This window comes from Hallella sp., assembly GCF_037460745.1.
GTDB classification, from domain to species: domain Bacteria; phylum Bacteroidota; class Bacteroidia; order Bacteroidales; family Bacteroidaceae; genus Prevotella; species Prevotella faecis.
In genome coordinates this window covers 1-17,242 of the sequence record NZ_JAXVAE010000164.1, presented here as the reverse complement: position 1 = coordinate 17,242, position 17,242 = coordinate 1, and the positions used below count along the sequence as shown (strand labels likewise).

Annotated in this window: 16 protein-coding genes and 1 tRNA gene; 13 read left to right on the top strand and 4 right to left on the bottom strand. The window is 48.9% G+C overall.

From position 1 onward, the window contains the following. The first annotated feature begins 69 nt into the window (after nucleotides 1–69). From WKK33_RS10940 to WKK33_RS10905, 8 genes are all read left to right on the top strand, one after another. Nucleotides 70–474 (top strand): SRPBCC family protein, encoded by a 405-nt coding sequence (locus WKK33_RS10940; RefSeq protein WP_215759932.1) that lies wholly within the window; start codon nucleotides 70–72, stop codon nucleotides 472–474. A 31-nt stretch (nucleotides 475–505) separates the two neighbouring features. Continuing rightward, entirely contained in the window at nucleotides 506–1,843 is a 1,338-nt protein-coding gene (gene argH, locus WKK33_RS10935; protein WP_337933847.1) for an argininosuccinate lyase, read from the top strand. Nucleotides 1,844–2,002: 159 nt separating this feature from the next. Then, nucleotides 2,003–2,569 (top strand): hypothetical protein, encoded by a 567-nt coding sequence (locus WKK33_RS10930; RefSeq protein WP_215759934.1) that lies wholly within the window; start codon nucleotides 2,003–2,005, stop codon nucleotides 2,567–2,569. 75 nt (nucleotides 2,570–2,644) lie between these two features. Further along, a tRNA-Gly gene (locus WKK33_RS10925) sits at nucleotides 2,645–2,717 on the top strand. Nucleotides 2,718–2,751: 34 nt separating this feature from the next. Beyond that, nucleotides 2,752–3,303 (top strand): hypothetical protein, encoded by a 552-nt coding sequence (locus tag WKK33_RS10920; protein WP_337933845.1) that lies wholly within the window; start codon nucleotides 2,752–2,754, stop codon nucleotides 3,301–3,303. 43 nt (nucleotides 3,304–3,346) lie between these two features. Continuing rightward, on the top strand, nucleotides 3,347–3,754 hold the full coding sequence (gene ssb / locus WKK33_RS10915) for a single-stranded DNA-binding protein (RefSeq protein ID WP_337569828.1): 408 nt from the start codon (nucleotides 3,347–3,349) through the stop codon (nucleotides 3,752–3,754). A 52-nt stretch (nucleotides 3,755–3,806) separates the two neighbouring features. Beyond that, nucleotides 3,807–5,108 (top strand): gliding motility-associated protein GldE, encoded by a 1,302-nt coding sequence (gldE, locus tag WKK33_RS10910; RefSeq protein WP_252344907.1) that lies wholly within the window; start codon nucleotides 3,807–3,809, stop codon nucleotides 5,106–5,108. Next, nucleotides 5,089–5,676, top strand: a complete 588-nt coding sequence (locus WKK33_RS10905) for a 4'-phosphopantetheinyl transferase superfamily protein (protein WP_337933843.1) — start codon at nucleotides 5,089–5,091, stop codon at nucleotides 5,674–5,676. Before gldE ends, WKK33_RS10905 begins: the two co-directional genes overlap by 20 nt. A gap of 13 nt (nucleotides 5,677–5,689) precedes the next feature. Here the strand turns inward: WKK33_RS10905 and WKK33_RS10900 are convergent, their stop codons facing one another. Next, the gene (locus WKK33_RS10900; RefSeq protein WP_337933858.1) at nucleotides 5,690–6,901 is read right to left on the bottom strand and encodes a DUF4861 domain-containing protein; all 1,212 of its coding nucleotides are present in this window, start codon (nucleotides 6,899–6,901) and stop codon (nucleotides 5,690–5,692) included. Between the two features lie 230 nt (nucleotides 6,902–7,131). Between WKK33_RS10900 and WKK33_RS10895 the strand changes: the two genes are divergently transcribed. Continuing rightward, nucleotides 7,132–7,905 (top strand): gliding motility protein GldB, encoded by a 774-nt coding sequence (locus WKK33_RS10895; RefSeq protein WP_337933841.1) that lies wholly within the window; start codon nucleotides 7,132–7,134, stop codon nucleotides 7,903–7,905. A 166-nt stretch (nucleotides 7,906–8,071) separates the two neighbouring features. Here the strand turns inward: WKK33_RS10895 and nspC are convergent, their stop codons facing one another. Then, nucleotides 8,072–9,253 (bottom strand): carboxynorspermidine decarboxylase, encoded by a 1,182-nt coding sequence (nspC, locus tag WKK33_RS10890; RefSeq protein ID WP_337933840.1) that lies wholly within the window; start codon nucleotides 9,251–9,253, stop codon nucleotides 8,072–8,074. A gap of 96 nt (nucleotides 9,254–9,349) precedes the next feature. Here nspC and WKK33_RS10885 point away from each other — a divergent pair, with 96 nt between their 5' ends. Together WKK33_RS10885 and WKK33_RS10880 are read left to right on the top strand one after the other, a co-directional pair. Then, nucleotides 9,350–9,958 carry a thiamine phosphate synthase gene (locus WKK33_RS10885; protein WP_337469377.1) on the top strand — a complete coding sequence of 203 codons (609 nt, stop codon included), beginning with the start codon at nucleotides 9,350–9,352 and terminating at the stop codon, nucleotides 9,956–9,958. A gap of 40 nt (nucleotides 9,959–9,998) precedes the next feature. After that, nucleotides 9,999–10,937: a ribose-phosphate pyrophosphokinase gene (locus WKK33_RS10880; protein ID WP_215759653.1), complete on the top strand. Its 939-nt coding sequence runs from the start codon at nucleotides 9,999–10,001 to the stop codon at nucleotides 10,935–10,937. Nucleotides 10,938–11,182: 245 nt separating this feature from the next. On the opposite strand, the gene glgP is transcribed toward WKK33_RS10880, so the two are convergent. Together glgP and WKK33_RS10870 are read right to left on the bottom strand one after the other, a co-directional pair. Next, nucleotides 11,183–13,744: an alpha-glucan family phosphorylase gene (gene glgP / locus WKK33_RS10875; RefSeq protein WP_337933838.1), complete on the bottom strand. Its 2,562-nt coding sequence runs from the start codon at nucleotides 13,742–13,744 to the stop codon at nucleotides 11,183–11,185. Between the two features lie 29 nt (nucleotides 13,745–13,773). Beyond that, a complete protein-coding gene (locus tag WKK33_RS10870; protein ID WP_337469375.1) occupies nucleotides 13,774–15,438 on the bottom strand; it encodes a glycogen/starch synthase in 1,665 nt (554 codons plus the stop codon). A 133-nt stretch (nucleotides 15,439–15,571) separates the two neighbouring features. Here WKK33_RS10870 and WKK33_RS10865 point away from each other — a divergent pair, with 133 nt between their 5' ends. Continuing rightward, complete coding sequence (locus tag WKK33_RS10865) at nucleotides 15,572–16,027, top strand: hypothetical protein (RefSeq protein ID WP_337933836.1); 456 nt, start codon at nucleotides 15,572–15,574, stop codon at nucleotides 16,025–16,027. 39 nt (nucleotides 16,028–16,066) lie between these two features. Then, nucleotides 16,067–16,885 (top strand): N-acetylmuramic acid 6-phosphate etherase, encoded by an 819-nt coding sequence (locus WKK33_RS10860; RefSeq protein WP_337933835.1) that lies wholly within the window; start codon nucleotides 16,067–16,069, stop codon nucleotides 16,883–16,885. The last annotated feature ends 357 nt before the right edge of the window (nucleotides 16,886–17,242 follow it).

Below are 17,242 nucleotides of genomic sequence, written 5' to 3'. Positions count from 1 at the left end.
GCCATAACCCCTTGGTGGTAGCGTTGCCCATGGGGGTTACGGCTCACCTTATTATATATAACCACAAAGATGAAAATAGAAAGCTCTATCCGCCAGATTGCCGCTCCGCAACAGGCGGTTTACGACATGCTGAGCGACCTCAGCAATATTGAGAAAGTGAAGGACAAGATTCCTGAGGACAAGGTGAAAGACCTCACCTTCGACGCCGACAGCATCTCCATCTCTACGCCCATGGGCAGCGTGAAGCTCGTGGTGGTGGGCCGTGAGGAGCCGAAGGAAATCAAGTTTGAGTCGCAGGAGAGTCCGTTGCCCTTCAACTTCTGGATTCAGATTCTGCCCGTCACCGACACCACCAGCAAGATGAAGCTCACCATCAAGGCCGACGTCAACCCCTTCGTGGGCGGCATGGTGAAGAAGCCCTTGCAGGAAGGCATCGAGCGCATTGCCGACGCCCTGCAGATGATTAGTTACTAACATCATAACACAACACAATTCACAAACCATTATGTCGAATAAACTCTGGGAAAAGAACTTTGAGGTAAACAAGGAGATTGAGCGCTTCACCGTGGGCCGCGACCGCAAGATGGACCTCTATCTCGCTAAGTACGACGTGCTGGGCTCCATGGCCCACATCACCATGCTCGAGAGCATCGGACTGCTTGGCAGCGATGAGCTGCAGCCCTTGCTCACGGAGCTGAAGGCCATCTACCACACGTGCGAGAAAGGCGAGTTTGTCATTGAGGATGGCGTGGAGGATGTTCACTCACAGGTGGAGCTCATGCTCACACGCAAGTTGGGCGACATGGGCAAGAAGATCCACAGCGGACGTTCGCGCAACGACCAAGTGCTCGTCGACCTGAAGCTCTTTACCCGCCACGAGTTGATCGACGTGGTGGAAGGTGTGAAGGTGTTGTTCGACGAACTCATCCAGAAGAGCAACCAGTATAAGGATGTGCTCATGCCCGGCTATACCCACCTGCAGATAGCCATGCCCTCGAGCTTCGGCCTGTGGTTTGGCGCCTACGCCGAGAGTCTGGCCGACGACATGCTGTTTCTCTTGGCCGCCTATCGCATGACCAACCGCAACCCCCTCGGATCGGCTGCGGGCTATGGGTCGTCGTTTCCCTTGAACCGCACTATGACCACCCAGCTGCTCGGGTTCGACAGCATGGACTATAACGTGGTGTATGCACAGATGGGACGCGGCAAGATGGAGCGCAACGTGGCCTTCGCCATGGCCACCGTGGCCGGAACGCTGGCCAAGATGGCTTACGACGCTTGCCTGTTCAACTGCCAGAATTTCCAGTTTGTCAAGTTGCCGAAGGAATGTACCACGGGGTCGAGCATCATGCCCCACAAGAAGAACCCCGACGTGTTTGAGCTCATTCGCGCCAAGAGCAATAAGTTGCAGAGCCTGCCCCAGCAAATCATGCTCATCATGAACAACCTGCCTGTGGGCTATTTCCGCGACCTGCAAATCATCAAGGAGGTGTTCCTGCCCGCCTTTGACGAGCTGAAAGACTGTCTGCAGATGGCCGCCTACATTATCAATAAGATGGCTGTCAACGAGCATATCCTCGACAATCCGATGTACGACCCCATGTTCTCGGTGGAGGAGGTGAACCGCCTGGCCGCCAACGGCATGCCGTTCCGCGACGCCTATAAGAAGGTGGGACTGGAGATAGAGTCGGGCCAGTTCCATGCCGACAAGAACATCCACCATACCCACGAGGGCTCGATGGGCAACCTCTGCAACGACAAGATAGAGGCCCTGATGAACCAAACGATGGCGGAGTTTGGCTTCGACCGTGTGCGCAAGGCCGAGGCCCAGTTGCTCAAGTAAGACGATGAGGCGCTGTGTGGAGGGCGAAGGGCTCTCCATGCAGGATTGCCTCGCGGCAAGGAAAGGATGGCCTCATTCTTCCTTGCGGAGAACTGCGCAGCCCTGCGTGTGCCAGGGCGACGAGTGGCCCCAGGTTGATATTCGTATTGTTTTCTGACGATGAAAAAGATTGTTCTCCTTTTTATATTGTGCTTTGGTCTGCTTGCAGGTTGCGCTGACGATCCCATCAGTCGCAAATATCCCTGTAGGTTCTTGTTCTATACCCAGTGGCACCCCACCAGTATGATCGTCGCCGCGATGACCAGCTACAACGAGTTTGTGCGCGTCAGCATGGGCGTGCAGGGCACGGGAGGCGCCTATGAGGTGAATGTGGTGGACCGAAAGGGACGGAAGGAAACCAATAAGTTGACCAACGAACTGGAGAACCGTTATTTCCTCAATGGCGTTTACCTGGGCGCCGGTGGTGCGATGGGCTCCCTGCTCGTAGGCCAAACCAACTTCAATGGCCGTGTGGCGTGGGATGCCTTGTGCCCCAACTGCACGGTCGACTACTCCACCAAGTACCAGTTGCAATGGACCGACAATCCCGCCCAGGTGAAGTGTGGCTCCTGCAAGCGCATCTACTCGCTCGAAACCGGCAACATCCTCAGTGGCGGCGAAGGCCATAGTCTGCTCCGATACATCGTCACTTACACGCCAGGCGTGAGCGTGCAGATAGGAAATTAGGCGGTGAAGAAGAAAAAATCGGCTTTTTTCTTTGCAATTCGAATAATTAACCTTAACTTTGCATGAGTAATATGTGCGGCAATAGCTCAGTTGGTAGAGCGCGACCTTGCCAAGGTCGAGGTCGCGGGTTCGAGCCCCGTTTGCCGCTCTTTTTTTATTGTATTGAGATACACACCTAATCAATGAATTTATATTTAAGATATTTCGATAAGGAAACACTTGTTTCCAATGTTGATGAGGCTCTTGATTTCCTGCGTTCCATTGATGAAATACGAGTAACTCCGGAGTTGGAGGCTGATTTGCGCGATTACGCCCAGAGCGATGTGTTTTTCCCAAAGCGTTACAAGGTGCGTTCGCACATTTACTTCATTATCATCAAAACCGCAGCCGAGACCATGCTCGACTTCAAGCAGAAGAAAGCTCTTCGCCCCGCTCCCAATCAGGCTGTTGCGGATCGCCGCAGCATGAATGAGATGGTTGTGAACCGTTTGACCGAGGAGAAGGTTGGATGGTATGAGGGCGAGCTCAGCTTCAAGCGCGTTGTGATGATCCCTGCCACAGGAAAGCACGAATACCGCGACACTACATTTGTGGCGCGTTGCAAGGCCACCTCAGGTCAGGACTGCTACAACCGCATCGTGGAGCACCTGCGCGAGCGAGTAGACTATCGTAGCCAGTTCCCATCAGCCAAGGGCAAGAATTTCAACTTTAAGTACCTTGGACGCTGGAAATAATTCCATCACAGAGTGTGTAAACCCATCATAATTGTTTGCTACCATGAATAAGGTAATGCTGATTGGCAACGTGGGCAAAGACCCCGATGTGCGTTATTACGACGCCGACCAAGCGGTAGCCAAGGTTACATTGGCTACCACCGAGCGTGGATACACGCTGAAGAACGGCACGCAGGTACCCGACCGTACCGATTGGCACAACCTCGTGTTCTATCGCCAGCTAGCTAAGGTGGTTGAGCAATATGTCCACAAAGGCGACAAACTGTATGTGGAAGGTCGCCTGCGTTACACAACATTCGACGACCAATTGGGTAAGCGTCATTACGTTACTGAGATATTGGTGGAAAATATGGAAATGCTTACGCCGAAGCCTCGTGCCGACAAGGCGGAAACGCAACCCACCGTCAAATCATCGACAGCAAACGACGATGATAGCTCACTACCCTTCTGATTAACGCGAAGATATTTTGGAGACAATCCTATTATTCCAATTAAGTGACTGGCTGGTGTTAAGACCATTAACACCAGCCATCGTAGTAGCAGCTGTGTTGGCTGCTTTCTTGCTTTTCTTGTCGGGCTTCGCCAGTGGCTCGGAGATTGCCTTTTTCAGTCTCTCACCGCAAGACCTCGATGAACTCGACCCTGAGAAGAACGATAAGGACCGTAAGATCCAAATGTTGCGGGACGACTCGGAACGCACGTTGGCCACAATCCTCATCATGAACAATCTGGTGAACGTCACCATCATCATGTTGTGCAACTTTGCCATTGGGTCACTGGTGGCGTTCAAGGTGCAATGGCTCGAGTTCTTGTTGATCACCGTGCTCCTCACGTTCCTCTTGCTCCTTTATGGCGAGATTATGCCCAAGGTGTTTAGTCGCCAGAACCCATTGGCCTTCTGCCGCATGGCGGTAAACGGAGTCATGCTGATGCGCAAATTGTTCTGGCCCATCGAGTCGATCCTGATCACCAGTGGAGTCATTGCAGAAAAAGCTGTTCCCAAGGAGAAGCGCCAACTCTCGGTCGACGACTTGGAACAGGCGCTCGAACTGACCGACAAAGACGACATCAAGGACGAGAAGAGCATGCTGCAAGGCATTATCCGCTTTGGAGATGAAACCGCCAAGGAGGTGATGACCAGCCGACAGGACATTGTCTCGATCGACATTCGATGCGGTTTTCAAGAGGTGCTGACCAGCATTGCCGAGAACAACTATAGCCGCATACCTGTGTATCAGGACAATGGCGACAACATTCGCGGCATATTATACATCAAGGACTTGTTACCGCATCTGTCAAAGCCATCGAATTTCAGATGGCAGAGTCTGATGCGCCCACCCTACTTCGTACCCGAAACCAAGAAGATCGACGCCTTGCTCCGCGAGTTTCAGGAGAACAAGGTACACATCGCCATTGTTGTCGACGAGTTTGGCGGCACCAGTGGCCTCGTCACTCTTGAGGACATTTTGGAAGAAATCGTTGGCGAGATCAACGATGAATATGATGAGGAGGAGAAATCTTACTCCAAACTGAACTACAACACCTATCTCTTTGAGGGTAAGACCTTGTTGAGCGACTTCTGCAAGATTCTGCAAATCGACGACGATGAGTTCGACGATGTGGCGGGCGATGCCGATACCCTGGCCGGACTGTTACTGGAACAGAAAGGCGATTTCCTCAGCATTCACGAGAGATGGGATTATAAACGCTATTCGTTTGAGGTGATGGCTGTGGAGGGTCGCCGAATCAGCCGTGTGAAAGTAACGGTACACAACAAGCCACAAGATGCCCCTGCAAAGAATTGACGAAGTGGCGCCGGGTGTGAAACTCGGTCTGTGGCGCATTACGGAACAAGCCGAGGAATTGCCGAGGCCCACAACGGCTGACGTTTCGGCTTACCACGGCGGTCGACTTAAAGAGAAACTCGTTACCTATGCGTTGCTCCATGCCATGACCGGAAACAACGACGGGATAATTGGGCACGCCCCCTCAGGAAAGCCGCTCTTGGCGAACATGCACATCAGTCTCAGCCACACCAAGGGATGGGCAACACTGATCTTATCACCCTATCAGGAAGTAGCGGTCGACATAGAGTATCGCTCGAACCGTGTGTGTCGCGTGGCCGACCGTTTTATGCGTGACGATGAGGAGAAAGGAGGGGTCGACATCCAACTTACCTGCTGGAGCGCAAAGGAAACTACCTTTAAGTTTTTCTCAGCCGACCATTTATTGTTTCAAGACATGCGGATGACACCTTTCACACCTTCTGACCATGGCGTATTGACCATGGAGAACTTGCGTAGAAAGATTCATTTAACAGTACACTACGAACTCAATGCTGACTATGTGCTGACATGGGCCACAAGCCTATAATAAGATATGGCGCTTATCGCTCCACCTTGACTTTGAGGGGATGCAATAAGCGCTTTTTCCAATCTTTAAGAAACGCAAACCACGTTTTCGCTGTGTGGTAACCGTAATCCTCGTTATCGCTGGTGTAGGCCAAATGATAGCGAAGTTGGCATCCCACGGGCTTCACAGTGAAAGTGTAATTGTCTTTTGTGGCTGGCCATTCCCGATCGCGATATGCCGTAGGAACAAAGATGCCCAATCCCACCGTCTCACGTTTCCAGTTTAACGTGTCGGTAGCGGGCCAATCGGTTCCCCAACAACCGCGCAAACCATCCTTGTCAGAAAATTCTTCAGACCCCCTTACATTGATCACGCCAGTTGAAAACAATGAACTCGAAAGGTCACGGTTGAACGAAGCCTCCACTTCAAAATCACGATGGCCGGCGTAAAGCGTGTAGCGCAAAATCATATTGATGGGAGCTTCACCAGCCTTATACGCCCATTCCTCATCGGCCATTTCCACAATGGTGCGAACAGGTCCGGCACAAATAATGCGCTGCGAACGTTGCTTCACCGGGGAAACGAGCGCGGGCTGTCCGTCCCAACCTCTCAACGCACCCAGTCCGAACGTATTGCCCACCCATAACACATCGTCGCCATAGCCTTGCGCCTTTTGGGCTGGAGATGTGTAAAACTGCGTGTCGTAGAGTTCCAAGCCTTGATGAAACTTACCATAAAGATCGATGGTTTGGCGCGCGTCCATGTAGATGCGCATGGCGACCAGCTCGTTTTCGAAGGCCACTCCATGATGATGCAGCACCGTGAAGGGATCTTTGGTAGAAGCGTCGAGAGTAATGGCCGTAAGGTAGATGTCGTGCTTGTTCTTCTCCTTTACTTTCGGGTTGCGCAACATCATCTCGGCATAAGTGCGAGCAGGGTAAGCTGTAGTCCATTCCTCATCCGACAGATTAACTACCACGTGTTGCACCTCACTCTCCTTAATGTCGGTCAGGAAAGACAACTCATCGTATTGACCATCCCGATCGAGGTCGTCTAATTGACAGGCTACATCCCGCCCATTCACACGGACTGTAGCGCTGCGAATGTTCTTATGGGCTCGGACATTCAAGGTTACAGGTGCTTGTTGCTGGGAAACATCGCTACTCACCGTTAGGCGAACTACTTCTTGCGCCCGCGCAAACAAGCCAAAGAAAAAAGCAGGAAAAAGAACAGAAAAGTATTTCATATAGTATGACTCGTTGTTTGTAGAAGCAAAATTACCAATTAATTCGTATTCCGCTTGTCGGAAAATACGTTTTCTTATGGATATTTTCAGAAAAATAAACGTATCGGACCAATATTTCACATTATTTTTAATATTTTTAGCTTATTATTTGGAAACAAAAAGGTTTTTTAGTAATTTTGCGGTAAAATAGGAAGGATAGCGTGCGTAGAATTACCTACATATTGTTTGCAATGCTTCTCTTATGCTCGGCATGCGAGTTTCGCTTGAGACCAAACGAAGATGAGCAGGATGCCAGTCATATCCACGTAGAGCGATATGACCGGTTACAGAGCCGTTATCTCATCACAGGCGACTTCTCTGCCTTACAACAGATGAACACCGAGTATCCCATTGAGACACGCACACTAGTGGAGAAAATGCTTCAGATAGGTGACGTGAGCGACCACAATATCAACGAGAAGTTTCTCCGCTTTTACCAAGATTCCACTTTACAGACGCTTATTGGCGACGCCGAGTCGGAGTATGCCAACATGGACGACCTCAACGAAGGATTCCGCTTAGCGTTCCGACAGTTGCAAAGTTGGATTCCCGGATTACCCATTCCGCGCATCTATGCGCAAATAGGTGCGCTCGACCAAAGCATCGTGGTAGGCGATAGGGTCATCGGTATTTCGCTCGACAAATACATGGGATCGAAATACCCCCTCTACCAACGCTATGGCTATTCGCCCGAGCAACTAAGCACCATGGGACGTAACTTTATCGTGCCCGATGCACTTAGCTTCTACCTCTTAAGCCTTTACCCCATGGCCAACTACGACCGTCGTAGTCAAATGGAAAAGGACCTACACATGGGCAAAGTGATGTGGGTGGTCAACAAAGCTACGGGCATGAAGATGTTCAACACCGATTTCGTGAAGATGGTTGACCGTTACATGCACCGTCATCACAAGGTGACGGTTTCTGAACTTATGGAATGCGACAATTATTCAAAATTTAAGTGACGCAACAGTTGGTAACAGCCCACAATACACAATCGCTATCCGATAGTTTTCTACATCGGACAAACACACAAAACCAATTGATCATTAACAAAAAGGCCCCAAGACAACTTGGAGCCTTTTTCATTATAGAGAGACTATAATCATTCTATACAAGACCAACAGGGCATCAGTCCATTCGACTGCGGTAATCCTCATAACCGTACTGGCGGAGCACCTCAAGTTCACCATCGGTATGGGCCATGGCAAGCGACGGATGGGTAATACCATTAAACATGTTGGTCTTCACCGTTGTGTAGTGTATCATATCCTCAAAGATCACATTCTCACCTACCTTGAGTTCATGATCAAACTGCCAACGGCCCATAAAGTCGCCACTTAGGCAAGAACAACCACCCAAACGGTAGATATGCTCACCTTGTCCGTCGGGAATACGACCCTCTGCATCCTCTTCTATAGTACGCGCAAAACGCACAGCAGGATGATAGGGCATCTCCAAGCAGTCGGGCATATGACAAGTGAAACTCACATTGAGTATAGCTGTTCGTACGCCATGGTTCTCCACTACATCGACCACCTGACTCACAAGCGGCCCCGTTTGCCAAGCAAAAGCGCTACCTGGCTCCAAGATGACATGAAGATGCGGACAACGTCGGTGAAAGTCTTGCAAGATGCTAATAAGCAACGATGTGTCGTAATCGTTACGTGTCATGAGGTGGCCACCACCAAAATTAATCCACTTCAACTGCGGGAACCACTTAGAAAAACGTTCCTCAATATGTGCCAACGTGCGCTGGAACACATCAGGACCGCTCTCGCAAAGGGTGTGGCAATGGAAGCCTTCGATGGACGACGGCAACTGCTCAGGCAACTGCGAATTGAGCACGCCAAAGCGAGTGCCCGGCGCACAAGGATTATAAAGCACCGTCTCCACCTCGCTATATTCCGGATTGACACGCACTCCCAGGCTAATCGACGGATTGACTGTTTTGGCGCGATCGGCCAAACGTTGCCATTGGCTAAGCGAATTGAACGTAAGGTGACTCGAACAACGGGCTATCTCATCAATCTCATCATCGGTGTAGGCTGGTGAGAAGGTATGGGTTCGACTGCCAAACTCCTCATAACCCAAACGAGCCTCACTAAGCGAACTGGCCGTTGTGGCCGAAATATACTCGCGAAAGATGGGAAACGTCTTCCACAAAGCAAAAGCCTTAAACGCCAGAATAATCTCAGCATCAGCGGCTTGCGACACCTGTGAGATGAGTTGCAAGTTGCGGCGCAGACGCGATTCCTCTAAAACATAAACGGGGTGATGAAGTTCCTCAAAAGTAGTCAGGTTTATTTTCATCGCTATAATTTTCTGCAAAGATAAGTTTTATTTCCCAATATTATTGCTGATTTAACGGAAAATTCATACATTTGCACTTGAAAAGTAACGTCTACGATGAAATTAGTTATCATGACTAAGTCCACATTTTTTGTGGAAGAAAATATCATCCTGTCTGCCCTCTTCGATGAGGGCATGACCAACTTGCACCTGTTTAAGCCCGGGGCAGCGCAGCTCTACACCGAGCGACTGCTTACGTTGTTACCCGAGGAGCACTATAAGAAGATCACCTTACACGACCAATACTACCTAAAAGACGAGTACGGGCTGGCAGGCATCCACATAGATAATCCCATGGAGGATATTCCCAATGGATACAAGGGAAACGTCTCGCGCACGTGTTGCGATCTCTCATCGCTGAAGATGATGAAGAAAAAATCAAAATACGTGTTCCTAAAGAACATACACGACTGCATAGAGTTTAAGGAGGAGAAACAAACCTTCAACAACATGCAGCTCATGGAAGCCTCACGCAGTGGCCTAATCGACAAACACGTGTACGCATTGGGAGGTATGAGTATCGACAACATCAAGGCAGCCAAAGACCTTGGCTTCGGGGGTGTGGTCATCTGCGGCGATTTGTGGTGCAGGTTCAACATACACAACCAAATGGACTTTAAGGACCTTATAAGCCACTTCAAAAAGTTGCGCTACGCCGCCGACTAATTGCTTTGGACACTTTTATTAAATATAAACGCTATACAAAATGAGTGAAAATAACTCTTTCTTGGTTTTCTCGGGTACAAGCACGAGATACCTTGCAGAAAAGATTTGCACCAGTCTGGGATGCCCGTTGGGAAACCTTGTCATGACAAAGTTTTCTGATGGCGAGTTCTCCGTCTCCTACGAGGAGTCGATTCGCGGACGCGATGTCTTCCTCGTTCAGAGCACCTTCCCCAACTCCGACAACCTGATGGAGTTGTTGCTGATGATCGATGCCGCAAAGCGCGCATCAGCTCGTCAGATCATTGCCGTCATCCCCTACTTCGGATGGGCGCGTCAGGACCGCAAGGACAAGCCAAGAGTGAGCATCGGTGCCAAGCTCGTGGCCGACCTTTTGGGTGTGGCTGGCATCGATCGTCTGATTACTATGGACCTGCACGCTGACCAGATTCAGGGATTCTTCGACGTTCCCGTAGACCACCTTTACGCAAGTGGCGTGCTGCTGCCCTACTTACAGAGCCTGAACCTGAAAAACTTAGTTATCGCTTCGCCTGATGTAGGCGGCTCAAAGCGCGCCAACACCTACGCCAAGTATCTTGGTTGCCCGCTGGTGCTCTGCAACAAGACACGTGCTCGTGCTAACGTAGTGGAGAGCATGCAGATCATCGGTGATGTGAAGGACAAGAACGTTGTCATCGTGGACGACATGGTCGACACAGCAGGAACCATCACAAAGGCTGCCGACATCATGAAGGAGGCTGGCGCACTGAGCGTAAGAGCCATTGCCAGCCACTGTGTTATGAGTGGTCCCGCATCAGAACGTGTGCAGAACAGCTGCTTGGAAGAAATGGTCTTCACTGACTCTATTCCTTACACACAGCGTTGTTCAAAGGTGAAGCAGCTTAGCGTAGCCGACATGTTTGCCGAGACCATCAAGCGTGTCATCAACAACGAGAGCATCTCTTCACAGTACCTCGTATAATACCATAAGGTAAAGACCAATACAAACACAGGGCGCTCAAAACAGAGCACCCATTTTGTAACCACTTACAACATAACAATGTGCCTAAAACTGTATCAACGCCCCTTTGCGTTGGTACAGTTTTTTATTGCCCATAATCCAATAACAAATGGGCATAGGGCTAAAAGCATAACCTGTCAACGCATAAAAAAAGCATCCGAAACAACTGCTCCGGATGCTTTTTTTATAGAATTAGTATCAATTGATTAGTCGAGCCACTTCACGTAGCAGAAGTCCTGACGATGAGGCAAGTTGGCGTTCTTCGGGAACATACGCACGCAAGAACGGAACGAACCAGCATGATCGGACTCATAAGTCAGTTCGAAGTGGTAGTTGTTACCATCGTGACCAACCATCTTGAACTCGTGGACGCTGTAAACCTCACGGTCGGAACCATCGGTCTCAGGCTTCAATGTAACGAGCTCCAAGCCGATAGCATCGTCGAGGCCCTGCTCATCGATGACATACTTCAGCGTGTAGTTCACACCTGTCTCGCCACCCTCTACAAGCATCTTCACATCCTTGTCGACGACACGAATGCTATCCCAACGCTCGGCAACAGCTTCCTTCCAAAGGGCAATTTCCTTTGCCAAGCGATTATCGTTGGCAGAAAGCTTCTTGAAGCGGTTAGCCTCCTTGATGTAGAACTTGTCGAAATAATCATCAAGCTGACGCTTCATGGTGTAATGAGGAGCGATGGTGGCGATAGAGTTCTTGATAACCTTCACCCACTTCTCGCTATAGCCCTTCTTACCCTTGTTGTAGTAAAGAGGAATAATCTCGTTCTCAAGCAGTGTGTAGATGGTAGCAGCATCAAGCTGATCCTGATAACCCTGGTTCTGATAGGTACGCTCCTGGGGAAGTGCCCAACCGGCACCCTCGCGGTAACCCTCAACCCACCAACCGTCGAGCACGGAGAGGTTGACAACACCATTCATCTCGGCCTTCTCGCCAGATGTACCAGAAGCCTCGAGAGGACGAGTCGGAGTGTTCATCCAAATATCAACGCCTGACACCAAACGGCGAGCCAACTGCATGTCGTAGTCCTCCAAGAAGATAATCTTGCCAAGGAACTGAGGCATACGGCTAATCTCGAAAATGCGCTTGATAAGGCCCTGTCCAGCACCATCGGCAGGGTGAGCCTTACCAGAGAAGAAGAACAATACAGGATGCTCAGGATCGTTCACGATCTTCTCAAGACGATCGAGGTCGGTAAACAACAGATGAGCACGCTTGTAAGTAGCGAAACGACGGCAGAAGCCAATCATCAGGGCATTGGGATTGATACGCTCCAAGATGCTAACCACCTTGGCGGGGTCGCCCTGATTGCGCAACCACTGCTGAGTGAACTTATCGCGGATAAACTTGATGAGTTTCTTCTTCAACTCCATGCGTGTCTTCCAAATCTCCTCGTCAGCTACATTATAGATGCCGTGCCAAATGCTCTCATTGCTCTGATCGTTCATAAAGTTGGCGTCGAAGTACTTATCGTAAACCTTACGCCACTCAGTAGCTGTCCATGTGGGGAAGTGCACACCATTGGTAACATAACCCACATGATTCTCCTCAGGGAAGTAACCAGCCCAAATAGGAGCGAACATCTTCTGGCTCACCCATCCGTGGAGCTTACTCACGCCGTTAACCTCTTGACAAGTGTTGCAAGCGAAGATACTCATGCAGAAACGCTCGTTGTGGTCGTCAGGGTTTTGGCGGCCCATGCCGATAAACTCATCCCAAGAAATGCCGAGACGGCCTGGATAGCCACCCATGTACTTGCCGAAGAGAGCCTCGTCGAAATAGTCGTGACCAGCAGGAACCGGAGTGTGCACAGTGTAGAGCGAAGAGGCACGAACAAGCTCCATAGCTTGGTTGAACGACATGCCACCATCAACATAGTCGCACAGACGCTGCAGGTTGCAAAGAGCGGCATGGCCCTCATTGCAGTGATACACATCCTTAGTGATACCAAGCTTCTTCAGCATCAGCATACCACCAATACCCAGCAGAATCTCCTGCTTCAAGCGGTTCTCCCAATCACCACCGTAGAGAGAGTGAGTAATGGGCTTGTCGAACTCAGAGTTCATGTCGTTGTCTGTATCGAGCAGGTAAAGTTTGATACGGCCTACATTGACCTGCCAAACCAAAGCGTGAACCTGATAGTTCAGGTAAGGCACATCCACAACCACCTGATTGCCGTTCTCGTCCAGCACACGCTCAATGGGAAGCGAGTTGAAGTTCTGGGCGTCATACTTGGCAATCTGCTGGCCGTCCATGCTCAGCGACTGTGTAAAATATCCGAAGCGATAGAGGAAACCAACACCGCAAAGGTTTACATTAGAGTCAGAAGCCTCTTTCAGGTAATCGCCGGCAAGCATGCCCAAACCTCCTGAGTAAATCTTCAGCACTTGGTTCAAACCATACTCCATAGAGAAGTAAGCAACAGAAGGACGATTCTTGTCAGGCTCCACATCCATATAGGCGCGGAACTTGGCATACACTTCCTTCACGCTCTTCATGATGGCCTTGTCGTTAACAATAGCCTCCTTGCGGTCGTAACCCAGACGATCCAGCAAGAGAACAGGGTTGTGACCGACCTTCTCATAGAGGTCTTCGTCAAGACTCTTGAAAAGATTGCGGGCCTCATAAGTCCAAGCCCACCACATGTTGTGGGCCAGCTCATCCAAACACTTCAACTGCTCGGGAAGACGCGACTTAATAGTCAGGTTCTTCCATTGCGGAGCATTGGCATAATCTGCTTTAATTTTCATAACACAGTAGTTTATAATAGTAATTTTTATTATTTTGCGAGTTTTCTTTCCTCTGCCTTACGCAAGGCAATGTCGTAAGCATCTTCATAATACTTGATGAAGTGGCTCCACAAAGCCTTCTTCGACAGTTTACTGGCATTGTCACGCGATTTCTTCACCTGGGCGACTGTGAAGTGAGAGAACTTGCTCACAGTGTCCTTGATGTTGTCTGCCACCTCAGAGAAATTGTAATCGGTACGGTGGATAACCTTCACACCATCCCCAATCTCACCATAATGTCCAATCTCAGAGTTAGCCCACAAACCAAAGCCAGCCAAGTCGGTTGTGACACAAGGCACCTTAAACGCCACCGACTCAAGCGGAGTGTAACCCCAAGGCTCGTAGTAAGAGGGATAGATGCACAGGTCATTACCCAAAATAACATCGTAATATGAGAGGTTTAAGATACCATCGTTTCCCGTAAGGTAACAAGGTATGAAGATCAACTTCACGCGGTCTTCCTTACGATTCTGCATATCAAGATGTTTCAACATGCTCAGCACATTGTCGTGACTCATGTCATGCAGCCAATGGGTGACCGACGGAACCTCAAGCGGTGTATCGAACTTCTTACCACTGGCCAAACGATCCTGCAAATCCTTGCGGGGCTCGCCCACCCAGCCTGGAACCTTTACGAAAGCCACAACATTCTTATCGAGATTCTTGTCGCGGAGCAAACGGTTCATTGCCTCAATGTAAACATCAACACCCTTGTTGCGGAACTCATAACGGCCACTGGTAGATATAAGCAATGTTTCATCGCCCAAATCTGTGCCCAACAAGGCGTTGGCTACATCGAGCAGGCGTTTACGGGCCCACTTACGCTTACGCGTAAAGGCAGCACCTCGAGGCACAAAATCATCTTCGAAGCCATTGGGGAGAACCACATCAACAGGTTTGTCGAGAAGTTCAAGGCACTCACGCGCCGTAATATCACTCACAGTAGTGAAACAGTCGACATGGTGAGCGGTCTGCTTCTCAATAGAGTGCTTACTCTGCATGTTCAACTCTTCGGCCATCTGATCGCCATTATAGGCAAACAAATAGTCGTACAAGGGCTTATTATTGCCAGCAATACTACGGCCTATGCTTGTGGCATGAGTAGTGAAGATGGTAGCAATCTGTGGATAATGCTTCTGGACATAAAGTAATCCAAGGCCCGTCATCCATTCATTGCCATGATAAACGACCTTCTTCGTGGCGTCAAGATAGAAATCATAAAAGCTACCCACCACCAAAGCGGCAGCGTATGAGAACATGGAAGCCTCGTCATAGTCGCCATAAGCATGCAGACTATCTACCTGGAAATCATTCCAAAGTTGCCCATAGATCTCGTTTTTCTTTGAAAAATACTGATTAAAATCAACTAAGACAGCTATTGGCTCGCCTGGAACGGTCCAACGCCCCACACGAATTTTAAGCCCTTGCTTTGATGCAGCAAGTTGCCATTCGCGAAAAAGATTGTCGTCTTCCTGAAAGTATGGACTTTCCGTTTCCTTCCAACAATCGGGACCAATAAAAACCAAACGGTCGTGTAGTCTGTCTTGCAAAGTCTTAGCACGTGTCGAAAGAACGGCATAGATGCCACCGACTTTATTACAAACTTCCCAACTAGATTCAAAGATATAGTCAGGAAATAACTTTTCAATTTCCATAAATCTAACTAAACTGGTGATGCAAAGGTACTAAAAAATAAAAAAAAACAAGTATAATATCCCATAAAATTACAAAAGCTAACGTTTTCTTGATGCTTATTGTTAACTTTGCATATGTCAACAAGTTAGAACCATGAACAAACTCATTACTATCCTCCTGCTCGCATGGGCTTGTGTTTCTGCTAACGCACACAAAAACACAACTGCTCAAACAGACACAATAACTTTTGCAGGAACCTTCGACAACAAAGAGTATAATGTTTATCTCACCATTGACTTCTACCACAACAATGTAGTGGTTCCTAATCAAGAAATCTTTGGCGAGATGGCCGGATATTTCGGCGATAAGCGTGATAACCGCAAATGGCTATTCACTTCAGCGGAGATAACAGACTCAACTACTGCTACCATCAACATCACTAACGATTATGGCAGCGAAGACCTCGTAGCTACATTATCCAAACAAGAAAATGGCACTTTTATGCTGATACAGGAAAAAGGCAGCACACTGAAGATAGCAAGAAACAGCAAGTGGGTAAAACTTCCCAAAAAGCTCTTATTCACCAAAAGGGGAAACGGAAGCCATTAAGCTACTATCTCCTACCCCAAACCGCAAACACCTCTTACAATGAAAGAAACACGCATCACAGAGCAACCCTCTCATTATAGCCATCTTGAACAATTGACTGTAGAACAACTTACTGCAGACATCAACCAAGAGAACATCGCGGTGCCCAAGGCTGTAGGAAAAGCCTTACCACAGCTCAATCGCCTCATTAAGGCCATCGAGCAACAACTACGAAAGGGGGGACGGCTCTTTTACGTAGGTTGCGGAACCGGAGGACGACTCGCTACACTCGACACCGTAGAAGTGCAAAACACTTATGGAACAGACGGAACACAGATACAAGCAATTTTTCCTGGCGGCATTAGCAAGTTGACCCAGACAAACGAGTCACACGAAGACGACATTAAAGATAGCTGGAGCCAACTGCTTCAAAAAAACATATCAGAAAAAGACATTGTTGTTGGATTCTCGGCTAGTGGTACCACTCCTTTTGTATTGTCAGCCCTACGCCAATGCAGAATAGTGGGTATAACCACAGGTTGCATTGTTAATAATCCCAACTCACCCATTGCAAGCGAAGCCAATTATCCCGTAGAAGTAATCACCGGCCCAGAATTTGTCACAGGCTCCACACGAATGAAAGCAGGCACATCTCAAAAACTATGCCTGGACATGATAAGTACTACGGTACAGATTCGTCTTGGGCGCGTAGAAGGAAACAAAATGGTGAACGCTAAACTAATCAACCATAAGCTCGTCGACCGAGCCATACGCATCTTCATGGAGCGAAACCCACATTATACCAATTATGAAGAAGTAAAGGAACTAATCCTACAGGCAGGTAGCGTGAAGAAGGCCGAAGAGAAATTGAAAGGATAAAACAAATGTAGTCAATCACACATATAGTATATTTACCATTGACACGTAACAAATAAACAAATCCTGCTTGGCTAACATTCTCAATAACATCCTTAATTCATTGCATATATAAAGGAGTTAGGGAAATGCCTAAATGTGGTAAAAACGCATAGAAAAGCCAAAGGTTCACCGAAGGGGGTGGGAACAAATGACACCAGTGCAACAACTGCTGGAATAAAGAAGAATGCCTATGTACTCTTCAATAAACTGAGGTCAGAAATGGAAGAAAAGGATCGTAGCACAAGAGCCCTACGTCCTACAACAAACAAAAAGCCCGAAGACTCGTTAGAATCCTCGGGCTTCGCTCTTTTGAAAGAA